General features: G+C 67.7%; 19 protein-coding genes and 1 pseudogene. 9 read left to right on the top strand and 11 right to left on the bottom strand.

All coding sequences use genetic code 11. The features are described from left to right. Window positions 1-33: 33 nt before the first annotated feature. Window positions 34-765 carry an SDR family NAD(P)-dependent oxidoreductase gene (locus A8G18_RS17210; protein ID WP_064064796.1) on the top strand — a complete coding sequence of 244 codons (732 nt, stop codon included), beginning with the start codon at window positions 34-36 and terminating at the stop codon, window positions 763-765. Window positions 766-786: 21 nt separating this feature from the next. Here A8G18_RS17210 and A8G18_RS17205 read toward each other — a convergent pair whose 3' ends face one another. The 3 genes from A8G18_RS17205 to A8G18_RS17195 all read right to left on the bottom strand — a co-directional run bounded on the left by A8G18_RS17205 (window position 787) and on the right by A8G18_RS17195 (window position 4,048). Then, window positions 787-3,087: a DEAD/DEAH box helicase gene (locus A8G18_RS17205; RefSeq protein ID WP_016932404.1), complete on the bottom strand. Its 2,301-nt coding sequence runs from the start codon at window positions 3,085-3,087 to the stop codon at window positions 787-789. Window positions 3,088-3,164: 77 nt separating this feature from the next. After that, complete coding sequence (locus A8G18_RS17200; protein ID WP_016932403.1) at window positions 3,165-3,587, bottom strand: organic hydroperoxide resistance protein; 423 nt, start codon at window positions 3,585-3,587, stop codon at window positions 3,165-3,167. After that, complete coding sequence (locus A8G18_RS17195; protein ID WP_016932402.1) at window positions 3,584-4,048, bottom strand: MarR family winged helix-turn-helix transcriptional regulator; 465 nt, start codon at window positions 4,046-4,048, stop codon at window positions 3,584-3,586. The genes A8G18_RS17200 and A8G18_RS17195 overlap by 4 nt, the downstream gene beginning before the upstream one ends. A 149-nt stretch (window positions 4,049-4,197) precedes the next feature. Between A8G18_RS17195 and A8G18_RS17190 the strand changes: the two genes are divergently transcribed. Then, on the top strand, window positions 4,198-6,621 hold the full coding sequence (locus A8G18_RS17190) for an ATP-dependent Clp protease ATP-binding subunit (protein ID WP_064064795.1): 2,424 nt from the start codon (window positions 4,198-4,200) through the stop codon (window positions 6,619-6,621). 73 nt (window positions 6,622-6,694) lie between these two features. Here the strand turns inward: A8G18_RS17190 and A8G18_RS17185 are convergent, their stop codons facing one another. Next, entirely contained in the window at window positions 6,695-8,086 is a 1,392-nt protein-coding gene (locus A8G18_RS17185; protein WP_016934137.1) for a maltokinase N-terminal cap-like domain-containing protein, read from the bottom strand. Next, complete coding sequence (treS, locus tag A8G18_RS17180; protein ID WP_026003289.1) at window positions 8,086-9,909, bottom strand: maltose alpha-D-glucosyltransferase; 1,824 nt, start codon at window positions 9,907-9,909, stop codon at window positions 8,086-8,088. Before treS ends, A8G18_RS17185 begins: the two co-directional genes overlap by 1 nt. A 125-nt stretch (window positions 9,910-10,034) precedes the next feature. Between treS and A8G18_RS17175 the strand changes: the two genes are divergently transcribed. Next, window positions 10,035-11,219 carry an acyl-CoA dehydrogenase family protein gene (locus A8G18_RS17175; protein WP_172506082.1) on the top strand — a complete coding sequence of 395 codons (1,185 nt, stop codon included), beginning with the start codon at window positions 10,035-10,037 and terminating at the stop codon, window positions 11,217-11,219. A 184-nt stretch (window positions 11,220-11,403) separates the two neighbouring features. Beyond that, complete coding sequence (locus A8G18_RS17170) at window positions 11,404-12,030, top strand: GAF and ANTAR domain-containing protein (RefSeq protein ID WP_084421911.1); 627 nt, start codon at window positions 11,404-11,406, stop codon at window positions 12,028-12,030. Between the two features lie 5 nt (window positions 12,031-12,035). On the opposite strand, the gene A8G18_RS17165 is transcribed toward A8G18_RS17170, so the two are convergent. Both A8G18_RS17165 and A8G18_RS17160 read right to left on the bottom strand, forming a co-directional pair. Further along, on the bottom strand, window positions 12,036-12,497 hold the full coding sequence (locus A8G18_RS17165; RefSeq protein WP_064064792.1) for a PPOX class F420-dependent oxidoreductase: 462 nt from the start codon (window positions 12,495-12,497) through the stop codon (window positions 12,036-12,038). Between the two features lie 23 nt (window positions 12,498-12,520). Beyond that, entirely contained in the window at window positions 12,521-12,925 is a 405-nt protein-coding gene (locus tag A8G18_RS17160; RefSeq protein WP_064064803.1) for an SRPBCC family protein, read from the bottom strand. 236 nt (window positions 12,926-13,161) lie between these two features. On the opposite strand from A8G18_RS17160, the gene A8G18_RS17155 reads away from it, so the two are divergent. Continuing rightward, window positions 13,162-14,259, top strand: a complete 1,098-nt coding sequence (locus A8G18_RS17155) for a 3-deoxy-7-phosphoheptulonate synthase (RefSeq protein WP_064064791.1) — start codon at window positions 13,162-13,164, stop codon at window positions 14,257-14,259. 88 nt (window positions 14,260-14,347) lie between these two features. Then, window positions 14,348-15,232, top strand: a complete 885-nt coding sequence (locus tag A8G18_RS17150) for a glycosyltransferase family 2 protein (RefSeq protein ID WP_064064790.1) — start codon at window positions 14,348-14,350, stop codon at window positions 15,230-15,232. A gap of 108 nt (window positions 15,233-15,340) precedes the next feature. On the opposite strand, the gene thpD is transcribed toward A8G18_RS17150, so the two are convergent. From thpD to A8G18_RS17135, 3 genes are all read right to left on the bottom strand, one after another. Beyond that, on the bottom strand, window positions 15,341-16,231 hold the full coding sequence (thpD, locus tag A8G18_RS17145) for an ectoine hydroxylase (protein WP_016932398.1): 891 nt from the start codon (window positions 16,229-16,231) through the stop codon (window positions 15,341-15,343). Window positions 16,232-16,424: 193 nt separating this feature from the next. Beyond that, window positions 16,425-17,429, bottom strand: coding sequence for an AraC family transcriptional regulator (locus A8G18_RS17140; RefSeq protein ID WP_016932397.1), 1,005 nt, complete (start codon window positions 17,427-17,429; stop codon window positions 16,425-16,427). Next, entirely contained in the window at window positions 17,430-18,623 is a 1,194-nt protein-coding gene (locus A8G18_RS17135) for a pyridoxal phosphate-dependent aminotransferase (RefSeq protein ID WP_064064789.1), read from the bottom strand. Window positions 18,624-18,737: 114 nt separating this feature from the next. Here A8G18_RS17135 and A8G18_RS17130 point away from each other — a divergent pair, with 114 nt between their 5' ends. Then, window positions 18,738-19,334, top strand: coding sequence for a carboxymuconolactone decarboxylase family protein (locus A8G18_RS17130; RefSeq protein ID WP_016932395.1), 597 nt, complete (start codon window positions 18,738-18,740; stop codon window positions 19,332-19,334). A gap of 18 nt (window positions 19,335-19,352) precedes the next feature. Here the strand turns inward: A8G18_RS17130 and sigJ are convergent. Then, window positions 19,353-20,263: pseudogene (gene sigJ / locus A8G18_RS17125) on the bottom strand (RNA polymerase sigma factor SigJ); the annotation flags it as partial. 104 nt (window positions 20,264-20,367) lie between these two features. Between sigJ and A8G18_RS17120 the strand changes: the two are divergent. Both A8G18_RS17120 and A8G18_RS17115 read left to right on the top strand, forming a co-directional pair. Continuing rightward, complete coding sequence (locus A8G18_RS17120) at window positions 20,368-21,006, top strand: GyrI-like domain-containing protein (protein WP_016932394.1); 639 nt, start codon at window positions 20,368-20,370, stop codon at window positions 21,004-21,006. A gap of 2 nt (window positions 21,007-21,008) precedes the next feature. Further along, window positions 21,009-21,500, top strand: a complete 492-nt coding sequence (locus A8G18_RS17115) for an NUDIX hydrolase (protein ID WP_026002898.1) — start codon at window positions 21,009-21,011, stop codon at window positions 21,498-21,500. Window positions 21,501-21,685 lie beyond the last annotated feature (185 nt).

Raw genomic sequence — 21,685 nt, 5'->3', positions numbered from 1 at the left:
CGCGGCGCGACACGCATCCGTAGGGTGGCGGGCATGGGGTGGACGACGAACGATATTCCGGATCTGTCGGGACGCACGATGATCGTGACCGGAGCCAACAGCGGTCTCGGTGCGGAGACCGCCCGGGCACTCGCGCGGGCCGGAGCCGAGGTGGTGCTTGCCGGTGTCATGGCGGTGCCGTTGCGGCGGACGGCCGACGGCTTCGAGATGCAGATCGGGACCAACCACTTCGGCCACTTCGCGCTCACCGGGCTGTTGCTCGATCGCATCACCGACCGGGTCGTGACGGTCAGCAGCGCGATGCACCGCATCGGCAGCATCGATCTCGACGACATCGACTGGGAACGCCGCCGGTACGAGCGGTGGCTCGCCTACGGGCAGTCGAAGCTGGCGAATCTGCTGTTCGCATACGAGCTGCAGCGGCGTCTCACCGCGGCCGGATCGAATGTGAGATCGATTGCCGCGCATCCGGGTTACTCGTCGACGAATCTGCAGTACCGCAGCGAGTCCTGGCACGGGAAGATCGTCGAACTCGTCACTCCGATCATCGGGCAGTCCCCGCAACAGGGCGCGCTCCCGAGTCTCTACGCGGCGACCGCACCGGACGCGGAGCCGGGCGGCTGTTACGGGCCCGACGCCTTCTTCGAGATGCGCGGCCATCCGAAGCGGGTGCAGTCCAGCTCGCGTTCCCGCGACGAGATCCTGGCCCGGAAACTGTGGGAACTGTCGGAGCGGCTGTGTTCCGTCGAGTACTCGATGCCCTGAGCTCCGGCAAGGCCCCGGCCGTCAGGTCAGGGTGAAGGAGACCGGCGGCAGTTCGTCCCGCCGGCACAGTCCGGTCTGGTCCACGAGGTCGAGGGTCCTCAGATATCGGCGGACCAGATCACCCGCCGACAATCCCGCATCCGACGCGGTGCGCAAGGCAGCGGCGAGTCCGTCCCCGCGCGCCCAGCGATGGATCGCGGCGACGGCGATCGGATCCGGATCCGGCCCCACTTCCAGCCCGAGTCGTTCCTCGCGTCCGGCGAGTTCGCTCCACAACCGCGAGGTGGCGCGCAGCGCCTCGTCGATCGCCGGGGTCGTACGGCCGGGGACACCGACGGTGCGGCGCCGGGTCTCGCCCAGAGCGCTGGAGGCGACGGCGGCGAGCTCGGCGGGTGTCAGTCCCGACCAGGCTCCGGTGCGGACACACTCGGCGACGAGAAGTTCGTTCGTGCAGTAGATCCGGCCCAGCCGGCGACCGTCGTCGGTGACGTGGGCCGACCCGCCCACCGGATCCCGGAGCAGATAGCCCCGCTCCTCGAGCAGATCCAGTGTGCGATCGAAGGTGTCGGCGAGGCGGCCGGTGACCGTCTCGATCTGCGATCGCATTCGTTCGGTGTCGCCGTGCACCGCGGCGCGCCGGGCGGAGAGGGTGAGGAGACGGTCCTTGTCGCCGCGCCGGTGCGCCGGATGTGAGCGCACCGCCCGTGCCAGCGAGGCGACGAGGTCGGCCGAGCCGGATCGTCGCGCCTCGGCGAGCCGCTCGCTCAGATGCCGGTACTCCGTGAAGCCTTCGACGTCGCCGAGTTCGGTGTCGAGATCGCGGAGCGTGGTCGTGTTCGCACGGACCGCGTCGGTGAGTGCTGCGACGGACCGCTCGGCCTGGAACTGGGCGAACGAGCGTCGCAGGAACTCCCGCGCCCCGGGAACGCCGCGACCGGCGACCAGGTTGATCGCGGTGGTGTATCCCACGCGCAGCGAACTGTGCAGCGGATAGGAGCGTGCGCCGGCGAGACCGGCGACGGTCGCGGGGTCGGCTTCGGGACTCCACAGCACCACGGCGTGCCCTTCGACGTCGATACCGCGACGACCGGCACGACCGGTGAGCTGCGTGTACTCGCCGGGGGAGAGGCGCACCGGGCCGTCGGCGGTGGGTTTGACGAGACGTTCGAGGACGACGGTGCGCGCCGGCATGTTCACCCCCACGGCGAGGGTCTCGGTGGCGAACACGACCCGCACGAGACCGCGGGCGAACAGTTCCTCGACGGTGTGCCGGAAGGCGGGGATCAAACCGGCGTGGTGCGCGGCGAAGCCACGTTCGAGACCTTCGAGCCACTCGGTGTGACCGACCGCGTCGAGGTCGGCGGGTGGCAGGGCCGCGGTGTGCCGGTCGGCGACCGCGCGGATCTCGGCGGTGTCGGCGGCCTCGGTGAGACGGACCGACGATTCGAGGCATTCGGTGACGGCGTCGTCACAACCGTTGCGGCTGAACCGGAACCAGATGGCCGGCAGCAATTGTTCGGCCTCGAGGCGGGCGACGGTATCGGGCAGGTGGCCGCCGGCCGGTCCGGGTGCTCCGCGTGCCCGTCGCCTTCGCCGTCCTCTGCCGGTCGCGGGGCCGGGCGCGGCTTCGACGAGCCGGCGGTGGGCGATGTACCGCTCGAGGGTCTCGTCGACGGTGCCGCCGGGCGACAGCAGGTCGAACAGGCGTCCGCCGGCGAGCATGTGCTGGGTGAGCGGTACGGGGCGGGTCTCCTCCACGACGACGGCCAGGTCGCCGCGGATGCCGCGCAGCCAGCCACCGAATTCCTCGGCGTTGCTCACCGTGGCCGACAGGCTCGTCAGCCGGACGCCGCCGGCGAGCGAGAGGATCGCTTCCTCCCAGACCGCGCCGCGCTCACGATCGGCGAGATAGTGCACCTCGTCCATGACGACGTGGGTGAGACCGTGCAGAAGGGGGGAGCCGCCGTGCAGCATGCTGCGCAGCACTTCGGTGGTCATGACGACCACGGGTGCGTGGGGGTCCAGCGAGATGTCGCCGGTGAGCAGACCGACCCGGTCGTCGCCGAAACGGCGCGACAGGTCGAGATACTTCTGGTTGCTCAGCGCCTTGATGGGGGTGGTGTAGAAACAGCGACCGCCCGCTGCGAGCGCGAGGCGAGCGGCGAATTCGCCGACGACGGTCTTGCCCGCCCCGGTGGGAGCGCACACCAGCACGTCGCGGGCGTCTTCGAGGGCGCGGCAGGCCTCGAGCTGGAAGTCGTCGAGGGGGAAATCGAGTTCGGCCGCGAACGTCGTGAGCTGCGACCGGTCCTGCGTGCGCACGTCTCCACGCTACGGGTCGGCGTGGACACGTGCGCAGCGCAGGGGCGCGTCACCCGCCCGTCACTCTCGGGGGTGACTCAGTCGTCCGTCACCTCGAGGGTGACGTCGATGTTGCCGCGGGTCGCGTTGGAGTACGGGCACACCTGATGGGCTTTCTCGGTGAGCTCGAGCGCCTTCTCGCGGGAGAGGTTCGGCAGGGTCACCTCGAGGGTGACGGCGAGACCGAATCCGCCGGCGTCGGTCGGGCCGATGCCGACGCGGGCGCCGACGGCCGAATCGCCGACGTCCGCCTTCTCCTGCCGGGCGATCATCTGCAACGCCGAATGGAAGCACGCGGCGTAGCCGGCGGCGAAGAGCTGTTCGGGGTTGGTGCCCTTCCCGCTGCCACCCATTTCGGTGGGCAGGGCGAGGTCGACGTCGAGTTTGCCGTCGCTGGTGCGGGCGTGGCCGTCGCGGCCTGCTCCGGTGGCGAGTGCTTCGGCGGTGTAGACGATGTTCACGATGTCCTGCCTTTCTTCGAGAGTGCGCCGGGTGCTTCCTGCAACGCGGCGGTCAGGCGGTGGAGCGTCTCGCGTAACGCGACCAGTTCGTCGACGTCGAATCGACTGCCCCGCGTCACGCATTCGGGGATGTCCGCGGCCTCCGCCCGGAGTGCGTCCCCCGCTTCGGTGAGATGGACGACGACGCGACGCTCGTCGGCCTGTTGCCGGCGCCGCTCGATGTATCCGGCGGCCTCGAGCCGCTTGAGCAGGGGGGACAGTGTGCCGGTGTCGAGATCGAGTGCGCCGCACAGATCCTGCACGCCTCGCGCATCACGTTCCCACAGTGCCAGGAGTACGAGGTATTGCGGGTAGGTGATGCCCAGCCGGTCGAGATGCGGCCGGTAGGCGGCCGTGACGGTGCGGGACGCGCGGTAGAGCGCGAAGCACACCTGCTGGTCGAGTTCGAGGGGGGACGACACGAGATGAATGTAGTGCACCGTTATGTTGTGCACAATATTAATGGCCGCAACCAGATGTGTGATCCAGATCATTCGCGCGTGGGAATTGCACGGCCGCCGGGCACGTTAGTTGAGTGAGAATGGCTCAAGTTCGACAGAAAGGCTTCGGAATGCCGGCATTCTTCGGACCTGGTGGCCCCGGCCGAATCGACATCACGCGTTTCATGAGCCGCGGGACCCAGGACCTCCTCGCACATGCGGCGCGCTACGCCACCGACCGTGGCGACGCGGAACTCGACGTGCTGCACCTCCTCCGCGCCATGGCGGAGCAGGATCCGTCCCGCACGGTCATGAACCGCGCCGGGGCCGACCCCGCCGACGTCGTCGCGGCCGTCGACCAGCGACTGCCGCAGAGCCGCCCCGGTGAGGCCGTCTCCGCACCCGCACTGACCGGTGCCGTGAAGACCGCGCTCTTCGAGGCGCACCAGCTCTCGCGCGCCCTCGGCTCCACCTACATCGACCCCGAGCATTTGTTCTTCACCCTCGCGGCCGACCAGACCCGTGCTCCCGGACGCCTGCTCGCATCGCTGGGCGTGACACCGCAGGCATTGCAGACCGCGCTGCAGCCCGTCCCCACGGCTCCCGTCGCGGAGGAGACGTCCACGCCGACGCTCGACAAGTTCGGCGTCGACCTCACCGAACGGGCCCGGGGCGGCGGCATCGACCCCGTCATCGGCCGCGCCGACGAGATCGAGCAGACGATCGAGATCCTCGCCCGGCGTACCAAGAACAACCCGGTGCTCGTCGGTGAAGCCGGTGTCGGCAAGACGGCCATCGTCGAAGGACTCGCCCAGCGCATCGTCGACGGCGCCGTCCCGGAGGTCCTGCAGGACAAGCGCATCGTCCAGCTCGACCTGACCGCGATGGTCGCCGGAACCCGCTATCGCGGCGACTTCGAGGAACGCCTCACCACGGCGCTCGACGAGATCGTCGCCCAGCAGGGCAGGCTCATCGTCTTCATCGACGAGATCCACACCGTCGTCGGCGCGGGCGCAGGCAACGAGGGTGCGATGGACGCCGCGAACATCCTCAAGCCGAAGCTCGCCCGTGGTGAGCTGCACGTCGTCGGTGCGACCACCCTCGACGAGTACCGCAAGCACATCGAGAAGGATCCGGCGCTCGAACGTCGTTTCCAGCCGGTCACCGTCGACGAACCCGCACGCGACGACGCCGTCACGATCCTGAAGGGTCTGGCCGATCGGTACGCCGAGTTCCACAAGGTCCGGTACACCGACGAAGCGCTCGAAGCGGCCGTCGACCTGTCGATGCGGTACCTACCCGACCGGCAGTTGCCGGACAAGGCGATCGACCTCGTCGACCAGGCCGGTGCACGACTGCGCCTGCGGACCCCCCGCACGGACGTGACCGAACTGCGTTCGCGGCTGGGCGAACTCGAGGCGGAGAAGGACCGCGCCGTCGAAGCCGAACAGTACGAGGAGGCCTCGCGCATCCGCGACGAGATCCTCCGTCTCCAGGCACGGATCGACAGCGGCGACGGAACCGGCGAGGGTACTCCCACCGTCGATCCGGAACTGATCGCCGAGATCGTCTCACGGGCCACCGGTGTCCCGGCCTCGCAGATGACCCGCGCGGAGAAGGAGAGGCTGCGCACTCTCGAAGACGAGCTGCACAAGCGCGTGGTCGGGCAGGACGAAGCCGTGCACGCCGTGGCACGCGCCGTGCGGCGCAGCCGCTCCGGCATGAGCGACCCGCGTCGTCCGGTGGGCAGCTTCCTGTTCCTCGGTCCCACCGGCGTCGGTAAGACCGAGCTCGCGAAGGCGCTCGCCGAGGTCCTCTTCGGTGACGAGCGCACCATGCTGCGCATCGACATGAGCGAGTTCGGCGAACGCCACACCGTGAGCCGGCTCGTCGGTGCCCCTCCCGGCTACGTCGGATACGGTGAGGCCGGGCAGCTCACCGAACAGGTGCGTCGTCACCCCTATTCGGTGGTGCTGCTCGACGAGATCGAGAAGGCGCACCCGGACGTGTTCAACACGCTGCTGCAGGTTCTCGACGACGGTCGCCTCACCGACGGTGAGGGACGCACGGTGGACTTCACCAACACCGTCGTCATCATGACCAGCAACCTCGGTTCGGACATCATCTCGAGCCGCGGTGGGGCGCTCGGCTTCACCACCGGCGACGCCGAGGCGGCGGAGCAGCCGTTGCGCGATCGGGTCATGGGCCGGCTGCGCGAATCGATGCGGCCGGAATTCCTCAACCGCATCGACGAGATCGTGATGTTCCGCAAGCTCGACGACGACCAGCTGCACCGGATCACCGAGCTGCTGCTCGCCGACAGCCGGAAGCGGCTGCAGAGCAAGGGGATCGATCTCGAGTTCACCTCCGACGCGGTGGCATGGATCGCCCGCAACGGGCACCAGCCCGAGTTCGGCGCCCGTCCGTTGCGCCGCTCGATCTCCCGGGTGGTCGACGACCGCATCGCCGACATGCTGCTCGACGACGCACTCGCCGAGGGCAACCGGGTCACGGCGGAGGTCGTCGACGACGAACTGCTGCTGCAGGTGAGCTGACCTGCGGGACGAGGAAGGGGAGAGATGCCACGGCATCTCTCCCCTTCCTGCGTTCTCGGCGTTCGGGCGGCGGTCAGCCGGTGGTGAGGCGACGGATCGCCTCGAGCGGCAGGTGCAACCACGAGGGACGGTGCCGCGCCTCGTAGACCACTTCGTAGACCGCCTTGTCGAGCTCGTACCCGCGCAACAGGACGTCGGCGTCCCGCGGATCCGTTCCCGAGGCGGCCGCGTAACCGTCGCAGAAGGCAGCGCAATTGCGTTCGGCCCATTCCCGTGCCCGGAACTCCCGCTGCGACTCCACCGCCGCGCCCTGTTCGGATTCGCGGACCGAATGATGCGCGGCGTAATCGAACGACCGCAGCATCCCCGCCACGTCCCGGAACGGACTGTCGGGCTTGCGGCGCTCCTCGAGGGACTTCGCCGGCTCCCCCTCGAAGTCGATGAGCAGCCAGCGCTCGGGGGTGCGCAACACCTGACCGAGGTGCAGGTCGCCGTGGATGCGGTGCACCGGCACCTGCCCCAGTGCCGCGACCTCCTCGAATCGTGCGCGGATCGCCTCGGTGAGGTCGGCGAGCTCGGGGACCTCGGCCGTCGCACCCTCCAGTCGGTGGAGCATGCCCTCGGCCAGTTCGGAGGCGGCGCGCTCGTCGGTGCCGAGCGCGGAGCCGAGGTGGGCGTGCACATCCGCGACCGCCGCACCGATGCGGTGGGATTCCCCGGCGAAGTCGGTGCCCACCTCGTCGGCACGCAGGTCCCCTTCGATGAGCAGATCCCGGACGCTGCCGAGCGCCATCGACCAGCCGTCTGCCGAATTCGCCGCGAAGTCCTGCACCATCGCCAGCGTGGTGCGGACCCCGTCGACCTCCGCGTCGATCCATGCGCGGATCGGTGCGATCGATCGGCAACCGTCCTCGCCCAGTGCGAGCGGCAGCTCGACGTCCGGGTTGATACCGAGCGTCACGCGGCGGAACATCTTGAGCAGCAACTTCTCTCCGAGGACCACGGAGGTGTTGGACTGTTCCGCGCTCAGCGCGCGGCCCCGCAGTCCCGGTTCGATGACCGAGCCCGGCACGTTGTGGAGATCCACCGGACCGGCGGGGGTGCCGCTCGCCAGACTGCGGGAGTACCGGTCGAGGATCTCCTGATCGCGCAGGCCGTCGTAGACGTGCAGCCCGTGGTCGTGGGAATCGTCGGGACCGACCACACTCCACGACTGCAGTTCCTCGGGGAGATGGGAACGGAAACCCAGCGGCACCTGGTAGATCTGGTCCGCCGTCGACTCGAAGGAGACCTTCACGAGCAGATGGTCGGCTCCGAAACCGGGTTCCTCGACGAGCGGATGGCGCAGGACGACGCTGATCCCGGTGATGATGTGACCCTTGGCCGCGAACCATCGCTGGTGTGGCATCCACTCGCGCAGGTCCTCGACGAGCCGCTCGTCCGGATAGAGTTCGGTGTTGGTCATCACGGTTGTACCGCCGCTTCCGCTTCGCTGCTCACCGGGTGCTCGCCCGGCCCCTCCTTCGACGGATCGGGCTGCAGGGCGAACCAGAAGAATCCGTGACCGGGCAGGGTGATCATGTAACCCTCCTCCGTGATCGGCGGGAACGGAACGGAACCGGTCAGCTCCACCGGGATCCACCCGGCGAAGCGCGACAGGTCCAGCACGACCGCCTGGGGATAACGCGACAAGTTGTTCACGCACAGGATGACGTCGCTGTAGTTGCGTTCCGGGCTCGGCGACATCTCGCGCAGATAGGACAGGATCGCGGGGTTGGCGCTGCCGAGTTCGGTGAACGAGGCCTTGCCGAAGGCCGGATGCTGCTTGCGGACCTGGATCATCCGCCGGGTCCAGTGCAGCAGAGAGTTCGTCGAATTCATCTGCGATTCGACGTTCACCGCCTGGTATCCGTAGGTGGGATCCATGATGACCGGCAGATACAGCCGCGCCGGGTCGGCGCGCGAGAACCCGGCATTGCGGTCGGGGGTCCACTGCATCGGGGTCCGCACCGCGTCGCGGTCGCCGAGCCAGATGTTGTCGCCCATGCCGATCTCGTCGCCGTAGTACAGGACGGGGGAGCCGGGCAGGCTCAGCAGCAGAGCGGTGAAGAGTTCGAGCTGGTTCCGGTCGTTCTCGAGCAACGGGGCCAGACGACGGCGGATCCCGATGTTGGCGCGCATCCGCGGATCGGTGACGTACTCGGCGTACATGTAGTCGCGTTCCTCGTCCGTCACCATCTCGAGGGTCAGTTCGTCGTGGTTGCGGAGGAAGATGCCCCACTGGGCGGTTTTCGGGATCGGCGGGGTCTGGGCGAGGATCTCGGAGATCGGGAAACGATTCTGCCGCCGCACCGCCATGAAGATGCGCGGCATCAGCGGGAAGTGGAAGGCCATGTGGCACTCGTCGCCGATCTCGGGTTCGCCGAAGTACTCCACGACGTCGGTGGGCCACTGGTTCGCCTCGGCGAGCATCACCCGGCCGGGATACTCGGCGTCGATCACCGAGCGGCACTTCTTCAGGAAGGCGTGCGTCTCCGGGAGGTTCTCGCAGTTGGTCCCCTCCCGTTCGAAGAGATAGGGGACCGCGTCGAGCCGGAACCCGTCGATGCCGAGATCGAGCCAGAAACGCAGGACGTCGAGCATCGCCTCCTGCACCTCGGGATTGTCGTAGTTCAGGTCGGGTTGATGCGAGAAGAACCGGTGCCAGTAGTACTGCTTGCGCACCGGATCCCACGTCCAGTTGGACGTCTCGGTGTCGACGAAGATGATGCGGGCTTCCTGGTACCGGTCGTCGACGTCCGACCACACGTAGAAGTCGCCGTACGGCCCGTCGGGGTCGCTCCGCGATTCCTGGAACCACGCGTGAGTGTCGGAGGTGTGGTTCATGACGAGGTCGGTGATGACGCGGATGCCGCGCTTGTGCGCCTCGTCGAGGAAGAGCACGAAATCTTCGACCGTGCCGAATTCCGGTAGCACAGCACGGAAGTCGCGGATGTCGTAACCGCCGTCCCGGAGTGGCGAATCGTAGAAGGGCGGAAGCCAGATGCAGTCGGCACCGAGCCACGCGATGTAGTCGAGCTTTTCGGTCAGGCCCCGCAGGTCGCCGGTGCCGTCGTTGTTCGAGTCGTTGAAAGCGCGGGCGAGGACCTCGTAGAAGACCGCGGTCTTGAACCAGTCCGGGTCGACGGGCAGGCTGCGCGCGTGGGCGAAGTCCTCGGCCCGGCTCTCGACGAGATGGCCGTCCTCGGTGTGTTCGTATTCCGGCACTCGGTCGGAAGGATCCGGCATGGCACCTCCGTGCTCGTCGCGTCGCAGGATGGACTCGCCCCAGAATGCCCCGGCGGGCGGGTTTCCACACCCGGAGCGGACGGAACGCTCTGTGGGTGCACGTGTGTGCCGATACATTGGCGGGCATGACTGCGAACCGGCCCCGAGGACGGGTGGCCGAGCTGTGCACCCGCATGCGTTCGTTCATCGACGACGAGGTGATTCCTCTCGAACCGGTCCTGAGCCGACACGACGACACGGCCGCCGAGGCCCTCACCGACCTGAAGGCCGGGGCGAAGGAGCTGGGGTTGTGGGCTCTGGGGCATCCCGAGGAGATGGGCGGCGGCGGGGTTTCCTTCCTCGACTTCGTCTACCTCAACGAGATCATCGGCCGCTCCGAGTACGGACAACTCGCGGTCGGGTCGGTGTCCATGCAGGACGCACTGATGATCCAGCGGCACGGCACCGCCGAACAACGCGAGCGCTGGATCCCGGGTCTCGTCTCCGGCGACATCCTGCCCTCCGTCGGCATGACCGAGTCCGAAGTGGCGGGTTCCGACCCGGTGCTCGTGCAGACCACCGCGCGGCTCGAGAACGGTGAATGGGTGATCGACGGGCACAAGTGGTTCACCACCGGTGCCGCGCAGGCCGGGTACTGCACGGTCTTCGCCCGGACCGAACCCGAGTCGACGCCGCTGCACCGCAGTATCAGCGCGATCATCGTGCCCATCGACACGCCCGGACTCGAGATCGTCCGGGCGATCCCCACGATGGGGCACGACCCGAGCGATCACTACGAGGTGCGGTACACCGGTGTGCGGGTTCCCGAGGAGAGCGTGCTCGGCGAACGCGGCAACGGTTTCGTCGTCGCGCAGGACCGGCTCGGGCCGGGGCGCATCTTCCACTGCATGCGCTGGCTCGGTCAGGCGCAACGAGCCTTCGAACTCATGTGTGCCCGCGCCGGCGCCCGTTTCGCCCACGGGTCGCTGCTCGCCGAGAAAGGTGAGATCCAGCGCTACATCGCCGAATCCGCGGCCGACATCCAGGCGGCCCGGCTGATGACCCTGGACGCCGCGCGGGTCATGGACTCGGGAGAGGACGCCCGCGTCCGGATCGGGCTCGCCAAGTTCCGCGGCGCGCAGATGCTGCACGATGTGGTCGACCGTGCGATCCAGGTGCACGGGGCGCTCGGCCTCACCGCCGACACCCCGCTCGAAGGGATGTACCGCCGGGCGCGCTACGCCCGCATCTACGACGGCCCCGACGAGGTGCACCGGATGTCCACGGCACGACGGATGCTGCGCGAGCCGGAACGGGTGCCGTGGCGGTAGGCCTTCCGGACGCGTCCGATGGGCGAGGGGGCGACGTACCTCTCGTGCTAGGGACTTTCGGCGTCCCGACGCGTCGATGCAAGTATATGGCGTGGCATTGGGGGAGACCGGCAACGCAGAGCGGACGAACGGAGATTCGTCCGAAGGGCGATTGCGTTGTCGGATAGACGATGTGGCGCGCAGAATGCGAATCGAATGTGCCTGTCTCGACGACACCCTGCGCGTGATCACCGCGTCGGCCGTCGACCTGATCCCGGGTGCCGAGCAGGCCGGCATAGCGTTGCGTACGTCCGGTCTCCGCTTCGATTCCCGCGCCGCGACCGGGCTGTTCCCGAGGCGAATCGACGCACTGCAGCAGGAATCGGGCGAGGGACCCTGCGTGGAGTCGATGCGGAAGCGGGCAACGGTGCTCGTAACCGACATGCGACGCGAGAGGCGTTGGCCTGCTTTCTCTTCCGAATCATCGGCCGTCGGTGTCGGATCACTGCTGGTGCTGTGCCTGTACACCGACGACGTCCACGGTGCCCTGCACGTGCACAGTTCTCGTGAGGGAGCGTTCGACGATCGCAGCATCGATGTGGGCACGAGCCTGGCGACCCACGCGGCGCTCGCGGTGATCGCCTCCCGCCGGGAGGATCAGTTGCGCACCGCTCTCGCGTCACGCGATGTCATCGGCCAGGCCAAGGGCATACTCATGGAGCGTTTCGCGGTGGACGCCGACAATGCCTTCGCCTTGCTCCGGAAGCTCTCCCAGGAACGCAACGTGCCCCTGCGCAGGGTCGCGGGGCACGTGGTCGACGCAGGGCGATGAACTGCCTACGCCGGCTCGGGTGGGAACCCTCCCGTGGCCACCGGGCCCCAGCGGGTCGGGGTGATCCGGATCAGCGACTTGCCCTGGTGGCGCATCGCCTGCCGGTACTCGTCCCAGTCCGAATGCTCACCGGCGATGTTGCGGAAGTACTCGACGAACGGTTCGACGTCGTCCCCGGCGTCGATCACCTCCGCGGTTCCGTCGATCTGTACCCATGCGTCGTTCCAGTCGTCCGACAGCACGACGACGCCGACCTCGGGACGGATACGGGCGTTGCGGGTCTTGGCACGCTGCGGGTAGGTCGCGATCACGATGCGTCCGCTGTCGTCGACGCCACCGGTGACGGGGGAGGCCTGCGGAGTGCCGTCGTCGCGCTGCGTCATCAGGATCATCCGGTGCCGGGGCCGGACGAAATCCAGCAACTCCCGGATTCCGACCGGGGTGTTCGTGGCGATCTTGCGGGCCATACACGTTCTCCTGTTCCGAAGAGTTACGACTCGAGGAGCGCCGCGAGTCGCGCGAGATCTTCTTCCACCATGCCTGTGTCGCGGTCGAACTCGTCGTCGGTCAGTTCGATCTGGCGGACGGTGAATACGATCTCGGCGCCGTCCGGATGGGGGAGCACCCGCATGGGGTTGTGCACAATCGTCCCCGACGGCAGCGTCACCTCGTGGTCGAGCACCCCGTAGTCGTTGGCGCCGACGAACCGCACGGTGACCTCGCCCATGGGGGACTCCGCGACGAGGGTGTCGCCGACGCGCCGCACCTCGCTGCGGGCCAGACCGGCGGCCCACTGCGGCAGGTTGTCGGGATCTGCGGCGAACTCGTAGACCCGGCGGGGTGCACACCGGACGACGCGAGCGACATGTCGGCTGCGGACGACGGGTTTGCTCATGCTCACAACACTAGAAGGTCCGGGGACGTGGCCGGTTCGGCATGGGCTTCGGCTCTCCTGGTACAGTACGGAGTCATGCAGCGTGCATATTTCTGGTTTAGCAGGCCGGCCCGGGGTGGGTCGGTCGGCGTGACCACGCGCTGACTTCTCCACCTACGAGCCGGATCCAGACCGGCTCGTCGGAATCGCAGGTTCTCTCGGGTCGGAATCCGAACCACCGAGAACAGGAACCATCGATGAGCCCCACCACCGGAACCGCGACCACCGGAATCTCCACGTCGAATCTCGACGAACAGCGCACCGTCAAGGTCAGCCCTCTCGTCGCGCCCTCCGAGATCCGTGCCGAGTACGCACCTGACGCCGTCGTTGCAGCAACCGTCCGCTCGGGCCGCGCAGGCACCGTCGACATCCTGAACGGCACCGACGACCGTCTCGTCGTCGTGGTCGGTCCGTGCTCCGTGCACGACCCCGCCGCCGCGATGGACTACGCGCGCCGTCTGGCCGCCAAGGCCGAGGAGCTGCGCGACGACCTGCACGTCGTGATGCGGGTGTACTTCGAGAAGCCGCGCACCACCCTCGGATGGAAGGGCCTGCTCAACGACCCGCACCTCGACGGCACCTTCGACATCAACACCGGCCTGCGCATCGGCCGCAAGCTGCTGCTCGACGTCTCCGGCCTCGGGTTGCCCGTCGGATGCGAGTTCCTCGACCCGATCCTCCCGCAGTACTACGCCGACCTGGTCACCTACGGAGCCATCGGCGCGCGCACCGCCGCGAGCCAGGTCCACCGCCAGCTGTGCAGTGCGCTGTCCATGCCCGTCGGTATCAAGAACTCCACCGAAGGCGACGTGCAGGTCGCGGTCGACGGCACCCGGGCCGCAGCGGCGAGCCACGTCTTCCCCGGCACCGACCTCGATGGCCAGGCCGCGCTGATCGAGACCGTCGGCAACCCCGACTGCCACGTCATCCTGCGCGGCGGCAGCGCGGGCCCGAACTACGACGCCGAGACCGTCGCCGACACGATGGCCCGGCTGCGCAAGGCGGGATTGCCCGAGCGTGTCGTCATCGACGCCAGCCACGGCAACAGCCGGAAGGACCACAACAAGCAGGTCGACGTCGTCACCGATGTCGCGGAGCGGATCGAGGCCGGCGAGAAGGGCATCGTCGGCCTGATGCTCGAGAGCTTCATCGAGTCGGGTCGCCAGGACCTGACTCTCGGGGAGGCCGACAAGCTCGACTACGGCAGGTCGATCACCGATGCGTGCATCGACTGGGACACCACCGCGGTGCAACTCGACCGTCTCGCGCAGGCGGTGCGTACCCGTCGCGGCTGAATCTTCTCCGTCCGCGGCCGGAAGGACCGGCGGAGTCGTCTGCGATGACGACTCCGCCGGTCCCCACCCCGTCGGGTACCGTCGCCCCATGGCTACGAACAGGTTGTCGATCGTCGTGCCGGCCCACAACGAGGAACGCTACATCGGACAGTGTCTGGCGGCACTGCTCGCGCAGCGGTCGGAGATTCACGAAATTCTGGTGGTGGACAACAACTCCACCGACCGCACCGCGCAGATCATCGATGCCGTCGCCGCCGGCGACCCGCTCGTCCGCCGGATCGTCGAGGAGCGGCCGGGTGTCGCATTCGCGCGCAATGCCGGATTCGATGCGGCGACAGGGGATCTCATCGGACGAATCGACGCGGACACGCGGGTTCGCCCGGAGTGGGCCCGTACCGTTCGCACCTTCTTCGCGCGCGAAGACACTGCGGCAGTGGGAGCGATCAGCGGGTTGAACAACTCGTACGATTCTCCCTACCGGGCGCTCAAGAAGTGGTACGTCGGCAAGCGGGTGGCCCAGGGAACGTTCGGTGGGGAACGGCGGATCGACAATCTGCACGGCGCGAACATGGCGCTGCGACGATCCGCATGGGAGCAGGTCCGGGACGTCGTCAGTACGGACCCGAGGATCCACGAGGATCTGGATCTCGCGCTGTGCCTGCGCAAGGCGGACATCGAGATCGCCCAGTTGACCGACCTGTACGTCGATCTGTCGCCGCGCCGGGCCTACACACCGCCGCGTGAGTACGCGGCCTACATCCGATCGGGAATCGACACCTTCGAACTGCACGGCCGCCTGACGCCGGAGATTCTCCAGCTCATCCGTCTGCAGTCACGTCTCCACGTCCTCGTGTATGCGGCATACCGGCCCTACGATCCCGACCTGGGCAGATTCACCCTCCGACGAGCGATCTTCGGCTCCGGTGGACGCGCCATGCCGATCGACGTGAAAAGGCGCGAGGCCTCCATGTGATCAGGCCCCCGTGTGACGAGACCTCCGTACGCCGGTTGCGGCCGGGACATTGCAGGACGACCCGGCCCAACCGGCGGCGGCCTCACCCCGGTGGTGTGTTCACCCGGGTCACCGCAGAGGCGTGAAGTCGCGGCTGCCGAGATAGGACGGCCGCGGTTTCGATGCGGCGAACGGTTCGACGAGCGTGTTCTCGACGCTGTTGAACACGACGAACAGATTCGAGCGCGGGAACGGTGTGATGTTTCCGTTGGAACCGTGCATACAGTTCGAATCGAAGACGGTCGCCGACCCGGCCGGGCCTGTGAAGGTCGCGATACCGTGCTCGGCCGCCAGGCGGGTGAGGGTGTCCTCGTCGGGCGAACCCGTCTGCGGAACGTGGGTGACCAGCGACTCCCGGTAGTAGTCGTCAGGTGTCTCACCGGCGCAGGAGACGTACGTCCTGTGCGAACCCGGCATGATCATCAGACCGCCGTTGTAGCCGTAATTCTCGGTGAGGGCTATCGAGATACTCAGAGCGCGCGGCTTGGGCATGCCGTCCTCTGCGTGCCACGTCTCGAAGTCCGAATGCCAGTAGAAGGGTCCGCCGCGGAAGCCGGGCTTGACGTTGAGCCGCGACTGGTGGACGTACACGTCGGATCCCAGCAGTTGCCGTGCGATTCCGGCGATCTCGGGCCTACGGACGATGGAGTCCACGAGATCGCTGAGCCGGTGCACGTCGAAGACCGAGCGGACGTCGCCGCTGCCCTGTTCGCGGACCACGCGGTCGTCGTCACCGAGCTCGCGGCCGAGTCGCGAAGTCTCCTCCAGAAGGTTCCCGACGTCGTGCGCGGCGAGAAGTCCTTCGGCGGTGTGGAATCCGCGGCGGTCGTATTCGACCACTGCCTCCGCGTCGAGCGGTCCGTCGGCTGCCGAACCCCAGACGACGGGATCCTTCCTCTCGACGGACTCACAGGCGGTGCGGCCGCGGGTCGGATAGTCGTCGCGAACGATCGTGCGCATAGCTCGTAGATCACCCTCTCGACAGTCGATGACGGTTCACCTCCGACGTTCCCACTGAAAATGCGCGAATGCAAGCCCGGCACCGGCCTGGGCCCCTCTCCGATCCACGACCGAAAACTGCTGGTCCGATCGAGTTTCGATCCGCGACTGTGCGGGTATCCGGTCGCACTGCCTCGGTCGGCGTCCGCCACCGTCAGCGGTGTTCGCGGTATGAGCGAGGGGTATTTCCCGTCCATCTCTTGAATGCCCTCCGGAAGGCGCTCGGCTCGGAGAAACCGAGCCGGGAAGACAGGTCGTCGACCGCTTCGCCGCGTCTCAGCCCGGCGATCGCGAGGTCGCGGAGAACCTCCTCGCGCAACTGCCCCAGCGACGTGCCCTCCTGACGGAGCAGACGCCGCAGGTGGGGAGCGCTCACCGCGAGCCTGCCGGCGATGTCCTCGGCGGTCGCCGTCCGTCCCTCGATGCCCGACTCGAATATCCGCCGCACCTGGGTCGAGACCGTCGATTCGTAATCACGTTCGGACAGAATGAGGTTCGGAGAATCCCGCAGATACTCCTCGAGTGATTCCTCCGTCTGCACGAGTGGGGATTTCAGTGCGGCGTTGTCGATCTGGAGCGCGGCGCGTCCGGCGCCGAAGGTCACCGGCACGCCGAAGATCGCGTCGTAACTGCGGGCCAGGACGGGATCGGGTTCGGTGTACGGCAGGAACACCGATTCGAGGGGGACGCGGCCTCCCACCAGCCACGCCGCGAAACGGTGCAGCAGCATGAGCAGGAAATCGACCACCACACGGGTCTTGTCGTCCACGACCTCCGGCAGTTCCACCTCCAGGAAGGTGGTGGACCCGCCCGGGGTGAGGCTCAGTTGCGGCAGGGAACGGAGGACGTGGTTGACCTCGATCATCCGCCGCAGGGCGCGGTCGAGATCGGGCCGGTGGATGAGGGTCAGGCACATCACCCGGAAGGTGCCGCGAGGCACGGGTGCCGCTGCGATGCCGAAGAGTTCGTCGTCGGTGATCTGCCAGACCAGCTGGGTGAAGCGACTGACCTGCGCCGGTGTGAGGCGCGCATGGGGATGGGTGAGCACCGCACGGCTGATGCGCGCCGCGTCGAGAGCGGGCTGCAGATCGATGCCCTCCTCGGCTCCCACCCGTACCGCTCGCGAGACGAAGTCGGACGGAATGGTCGGACGCAACATCTAGCGCGCCTCCTGCAATCCGTTCAGGCGTGCCACCGCTTCGGTGAGCACCTCGTCCCGCTTGCAGAACACGAAGCGCACCAGGTGATTCCACGAGGCGGTATCGTCCACGAAGACACTCACCGGCACAGCGGCCACCCCGATCCGCCCGGGAAGTTCCCGGCAGAAGGCGACCGCATCCGACCTGCCGACAGATGTCAGATCGGCGCACACGAAATACGTTCCGGCGGAGTCGAACACCTGCAATCCGGCATCGGAGAGCGCACGCGACAGGAAGGTTCGTTTGCGCTCCAGGTCGTCGCGCATCGACGTGATCCACTCCTGCTCGTGCGTCAGCGCGTGCGCCACCGCGGGTTGGAAGGGCGCCCCTCCGACGAACGTCATGAACTGCTTCGCGGCACGTACCCCGTCGATCAGTTCGCGCGGGCCGATCGCCCAACCGATCTTCCAGCCCGTGACATTGAACGTCTTGGCGGCACTCGAGACCGTGACCGTTCGTCCGGCCATGCCCGGCAGCGACGCGAGAGGAATGTGCGCGCGACCGTCGAAGACGAGATGTTCGTACACCTCGTCGGACAGCACCAGCAGGTCGCGTTCGCAGGCCAACTCGGCGAGAGCGGTCAGCGCCTCACGGTCGTAGACGGTGCCGGTGGGATTGTGCGGGCTGTTGACGACCAGCATCCGGGTCCGGTCGGTGACGGCGTCGCGTAGGGCGTCGACGTCGAGCACGAAACCGTTCCCGGAACGGGTCAGCGGCACGGTGCGCCGCGTCGCCCCGGCGAGAGCCACCGCGGCGGCATACGAGTCGTAGTACGGCTCTGTGAGCAGCACCTCCTCGCCGGGCTCGACGAGTCCGAGGATGGCGGCGCTGATCGCTTCGGTGGCGCCGACGGTGACGAGCACCTCGGAGTCGGGGTCGTGGTGCAGGCCGTACCGCGCGGCGCGGTCGGCGGCGACGGCCTCGCGCAGCACGGGCATGCCGGACCCCGGCGGGTACTGGTTGACGCCTTCGGCGATAGCGCGACGGGCGATCTCGAGCATGGCGGGCGGACCGTCGACGTCGGGAAAGCCCTGCCCGAGGTTGATCGCGCCGTGCCGGACGGCGAGTTCGGTCATCTCGGCGAAGATCGTCGAGGCGAACGGTCGTAACCGGGAGACCGTACGAACCCGTCCCGAAGTCGTCGAATCAACCATTCCTGCAGCGTAGCGCCCGAGGTGTCACATCCGTGCGGCCTGCCTCGTCTCCATGGTGTAGACCACCTCGGATCCGACGGAAGGCTCCGTCGGCCGTATCGGAAGGACATTGTCATGGCACGACTCGAAGCCGTCGCTCCCGACCGCGCGGGCCCGACGACCCGTGCGATGTATGCGTTCGCCCGCCGCAGGTTCGGTTCGGTACCCGAACCCTTCGCGGTGACGGCGCACCATCCGAGGCTGATGCGTACGAGCGGAGTCCACGAGATGCTCGCCCAACGCGCCTCCACCGTCCTGCCCACCGCGGTCCGGGAGATCGCGGTCTATCGCGTGGCGTGGACCGTCGGATGCTCGTGGTGCATCGATTTCGGCACGATGCTGCAGCGACTGGACGGACTCGACACCGAACGACTCGCCCACATCGCCGAGTACGAGACCTCCGATCTCTACAGCGACGACGAGAAGGCTGCGATCGCCTACGCCGACGCGATGACCGGCGACGTGGCGAAGGAGGTCACCGACGAACAGGTCGCCGACCTCGAGCGTCGTTTCGGGCCGGCGGGCGTCGTCGAACTCACCTATCAGATCGCGCTCGAGAACATGCGTGCGCGCATGAACTCGGCTCTGGGCATCCACGATCAGGGTTTCAGCACGGACGCCTGCCGCGTGCCGTGGGCCGAACCGCGCACCGGTGAGACCGGGAGCGCTTGACGACCGATCGAAGATGCTGTCGTCCAGGAGGATTCCGCGCTCGAGCTTCTCGGGATCCGCCATGTCGTAGGCAGCCCGGATCCGTCCGTCCCGCACGGTCCGCGCCGTCACGCGTGGGAAAGCCCGGCCGACCGTCCTCGGCCGGGCGACCGCGGTTCAACAGACCCGACTCGCCGTTCACGAGGACCTGTTCGAACGCCGTCGACGCCTCGGTGCCGTAGAGCCGCAGCAGTCCGAGGATGAAACGCGCCACCCTTCTCGGCTCCGACCACGACGTTCAGCGCCGTGCGGGTCGTGCCGCCGGCGTCCCCGATCATGCGGGCGTCGGGATGGAGCGCGGCGACGACGGCGTCGAGGTCGGCGCCCGCGAAGGCCGCGACGAGCCGCCCCACGGCCTCCTCGTGTTCGGCGGGTGAACTCGGCGGTGGAACGGCCGAGACCGTACGGCGGGCGCGGGAGGCCAGCCGGCGGGCGGTCGGGGTGGCGACGTCGAGGATGCGGGCGATGTCGTCGAACGGGATGTCGAACGCGTCGTGGAGCACGAACGCGACGCGCTGCGCCGGTGTCAGGCTGTCGAGGACGACGAGCGCGGCCAGGCGGTTGTCCTCGTCGCGCACGATCTCGTCGAGCGGGTCCGGGGGAGCAGGGGAGCCGAGGGGCGCCACGATGGGTTCGGGCAGCCACTGGCCCACGTAGGTTTCGCGGCGCACCGCGGCCGAGCGCAGTCTGTCGAGGCACAACCGGCCTACGACCGTCGTCAGCCAGGCACGCAGGTCGCGCACCTCGGAGACATCCGCGCCCGCGAGTCGCAGCCACGCGTCCTGCACGGCGTCCTCGGCGTCCGCGATGCTGCCGGTGAGGCGGTACGCCACCGACAGCAGGTGGGTGCGGTTCTCCTCGAATGTCTTCTGGGTGCTCTCGTCGAGCATGGGGACGATGTTAGACGCGATCAGCTGCAGGGCGAGGGCAACGGCGGATCGCGCGTACGGAGGTCGCCGGACGCCTATTCTCGTCCTCGAACGGAAGGGGTACGGTGGACAAATACGACATCAAGAGTGAGCACCGCGAGCTGTACTCGTGCTCGACCGAGGATTTCACCGAGGTGCACGTCCCCGAGTTCGGTTATCTCGCTGTCGACGGCAAGGGCGATCCGAACAGTTCCGAGGAGTACGCCGACGCCGTCGAAGCTCTCTATTCGGTGGCGTACACCCTGAAGTTCACCTCCCAGAAGGAACGGGGCCGGGATTTCGTCGTCGGACCTCTCGAAGGTCTGTGGTGGAGCGAGGACATGACCACCTTCCACACCCGGGGCAAGGATTCCTGGTCGTGGCGGATGATGATCGCGCAGCCACCCTGGATCACCGGCGACACGGTGACCGAGGCGATCGTGTCCGCGGGTGAGAAGGCCCGCGCGAAGCAGAAGTCGCTTCCCTCGTTGCCGCGGGTGCGGCCGTTCCGGATGACGGAGGGCCGAGCGCTGCAGATCCTGCACATCGGACCGTACGACGACGAAGGACCTGTACTGCGGCGCCTGCACACCCAGGTGATGCCGGAGCGAGGCCTGACGTTCGCGGGTGAACACCACGAGATCTACCTGTCCGACCCTCGCCGTACCGCACCTGCGAAGTTGAGAACCGTTCTGCGTCAACCTGTCACAGGGATACAGGAGTAATGATGGCCGTCACCAGTGCGGGTCTGCTGTTCTATCGCATCGACGACACCGGACTGCTCGGCGTGTGGCTCGTCCACCCCGGCGGTCCGTACTGGAAGGGGAAGGACGAAGCCGCCTGGTCGGTACCGAAGGGAGAGTACGGGCCCGAGGAGGATCCTCGCGAGGTCGCCCTGCGCGAGTTCACCGAGGAATGCGGGATCGAGCCCCCGGATGTGCCGTTGTCGTTGCTGGGTCGCTACCGGCAGTCGTCCGGCAAGATCGTCAGCATCTACGCGGGGGAGACGGCGGAGGAGCTGAAGTTCGTCGAGAGCAATACGTGCGAGGTCGAATGGCCCCCGCGATCCGGCAAGCGGATCACCATCCCGGAGGTGGACGAGGCGCGCTGGGTCGTCGCGGCGGACGCCGAGACGAAGCTGCACAAGGGGCAACGGCCGGCGATCGACGCATTGCGTGCACGATTGGACGATGCCGGGCGGTACTACCGCGTCGACTGAACGTCCGGAAGCGCCATGGGAACGAGGAACTGCCGGGCGGAAGAACTCTCGGCCGTTGCCCGAAGGGCTTCCGAACGACCTGCGCGACTTCGTGGAGCACGCCCGGCAACTTCCGTTCTGGGCCGACCCTGCGAAACTCGAGACGGTCGGCGAAGGCCGGCACAGCTCTGTGCCGGCCTTCGTGG

Source organism: Rhodococcus gordoniae, from assembly GCF_001646655.1.
Lineage (GTDB): Bacteria > Actinomycetota > Actinomycetes > Mycobacteriales > Mycobacteriaceae > Rhodococcus > Rhodococcus gordoniae.
The sequence above is the reverse complement of the archived record's forward strand: the minus strand, read 5'-3'. Positions and strand labels throughout refer to the sequence as shown.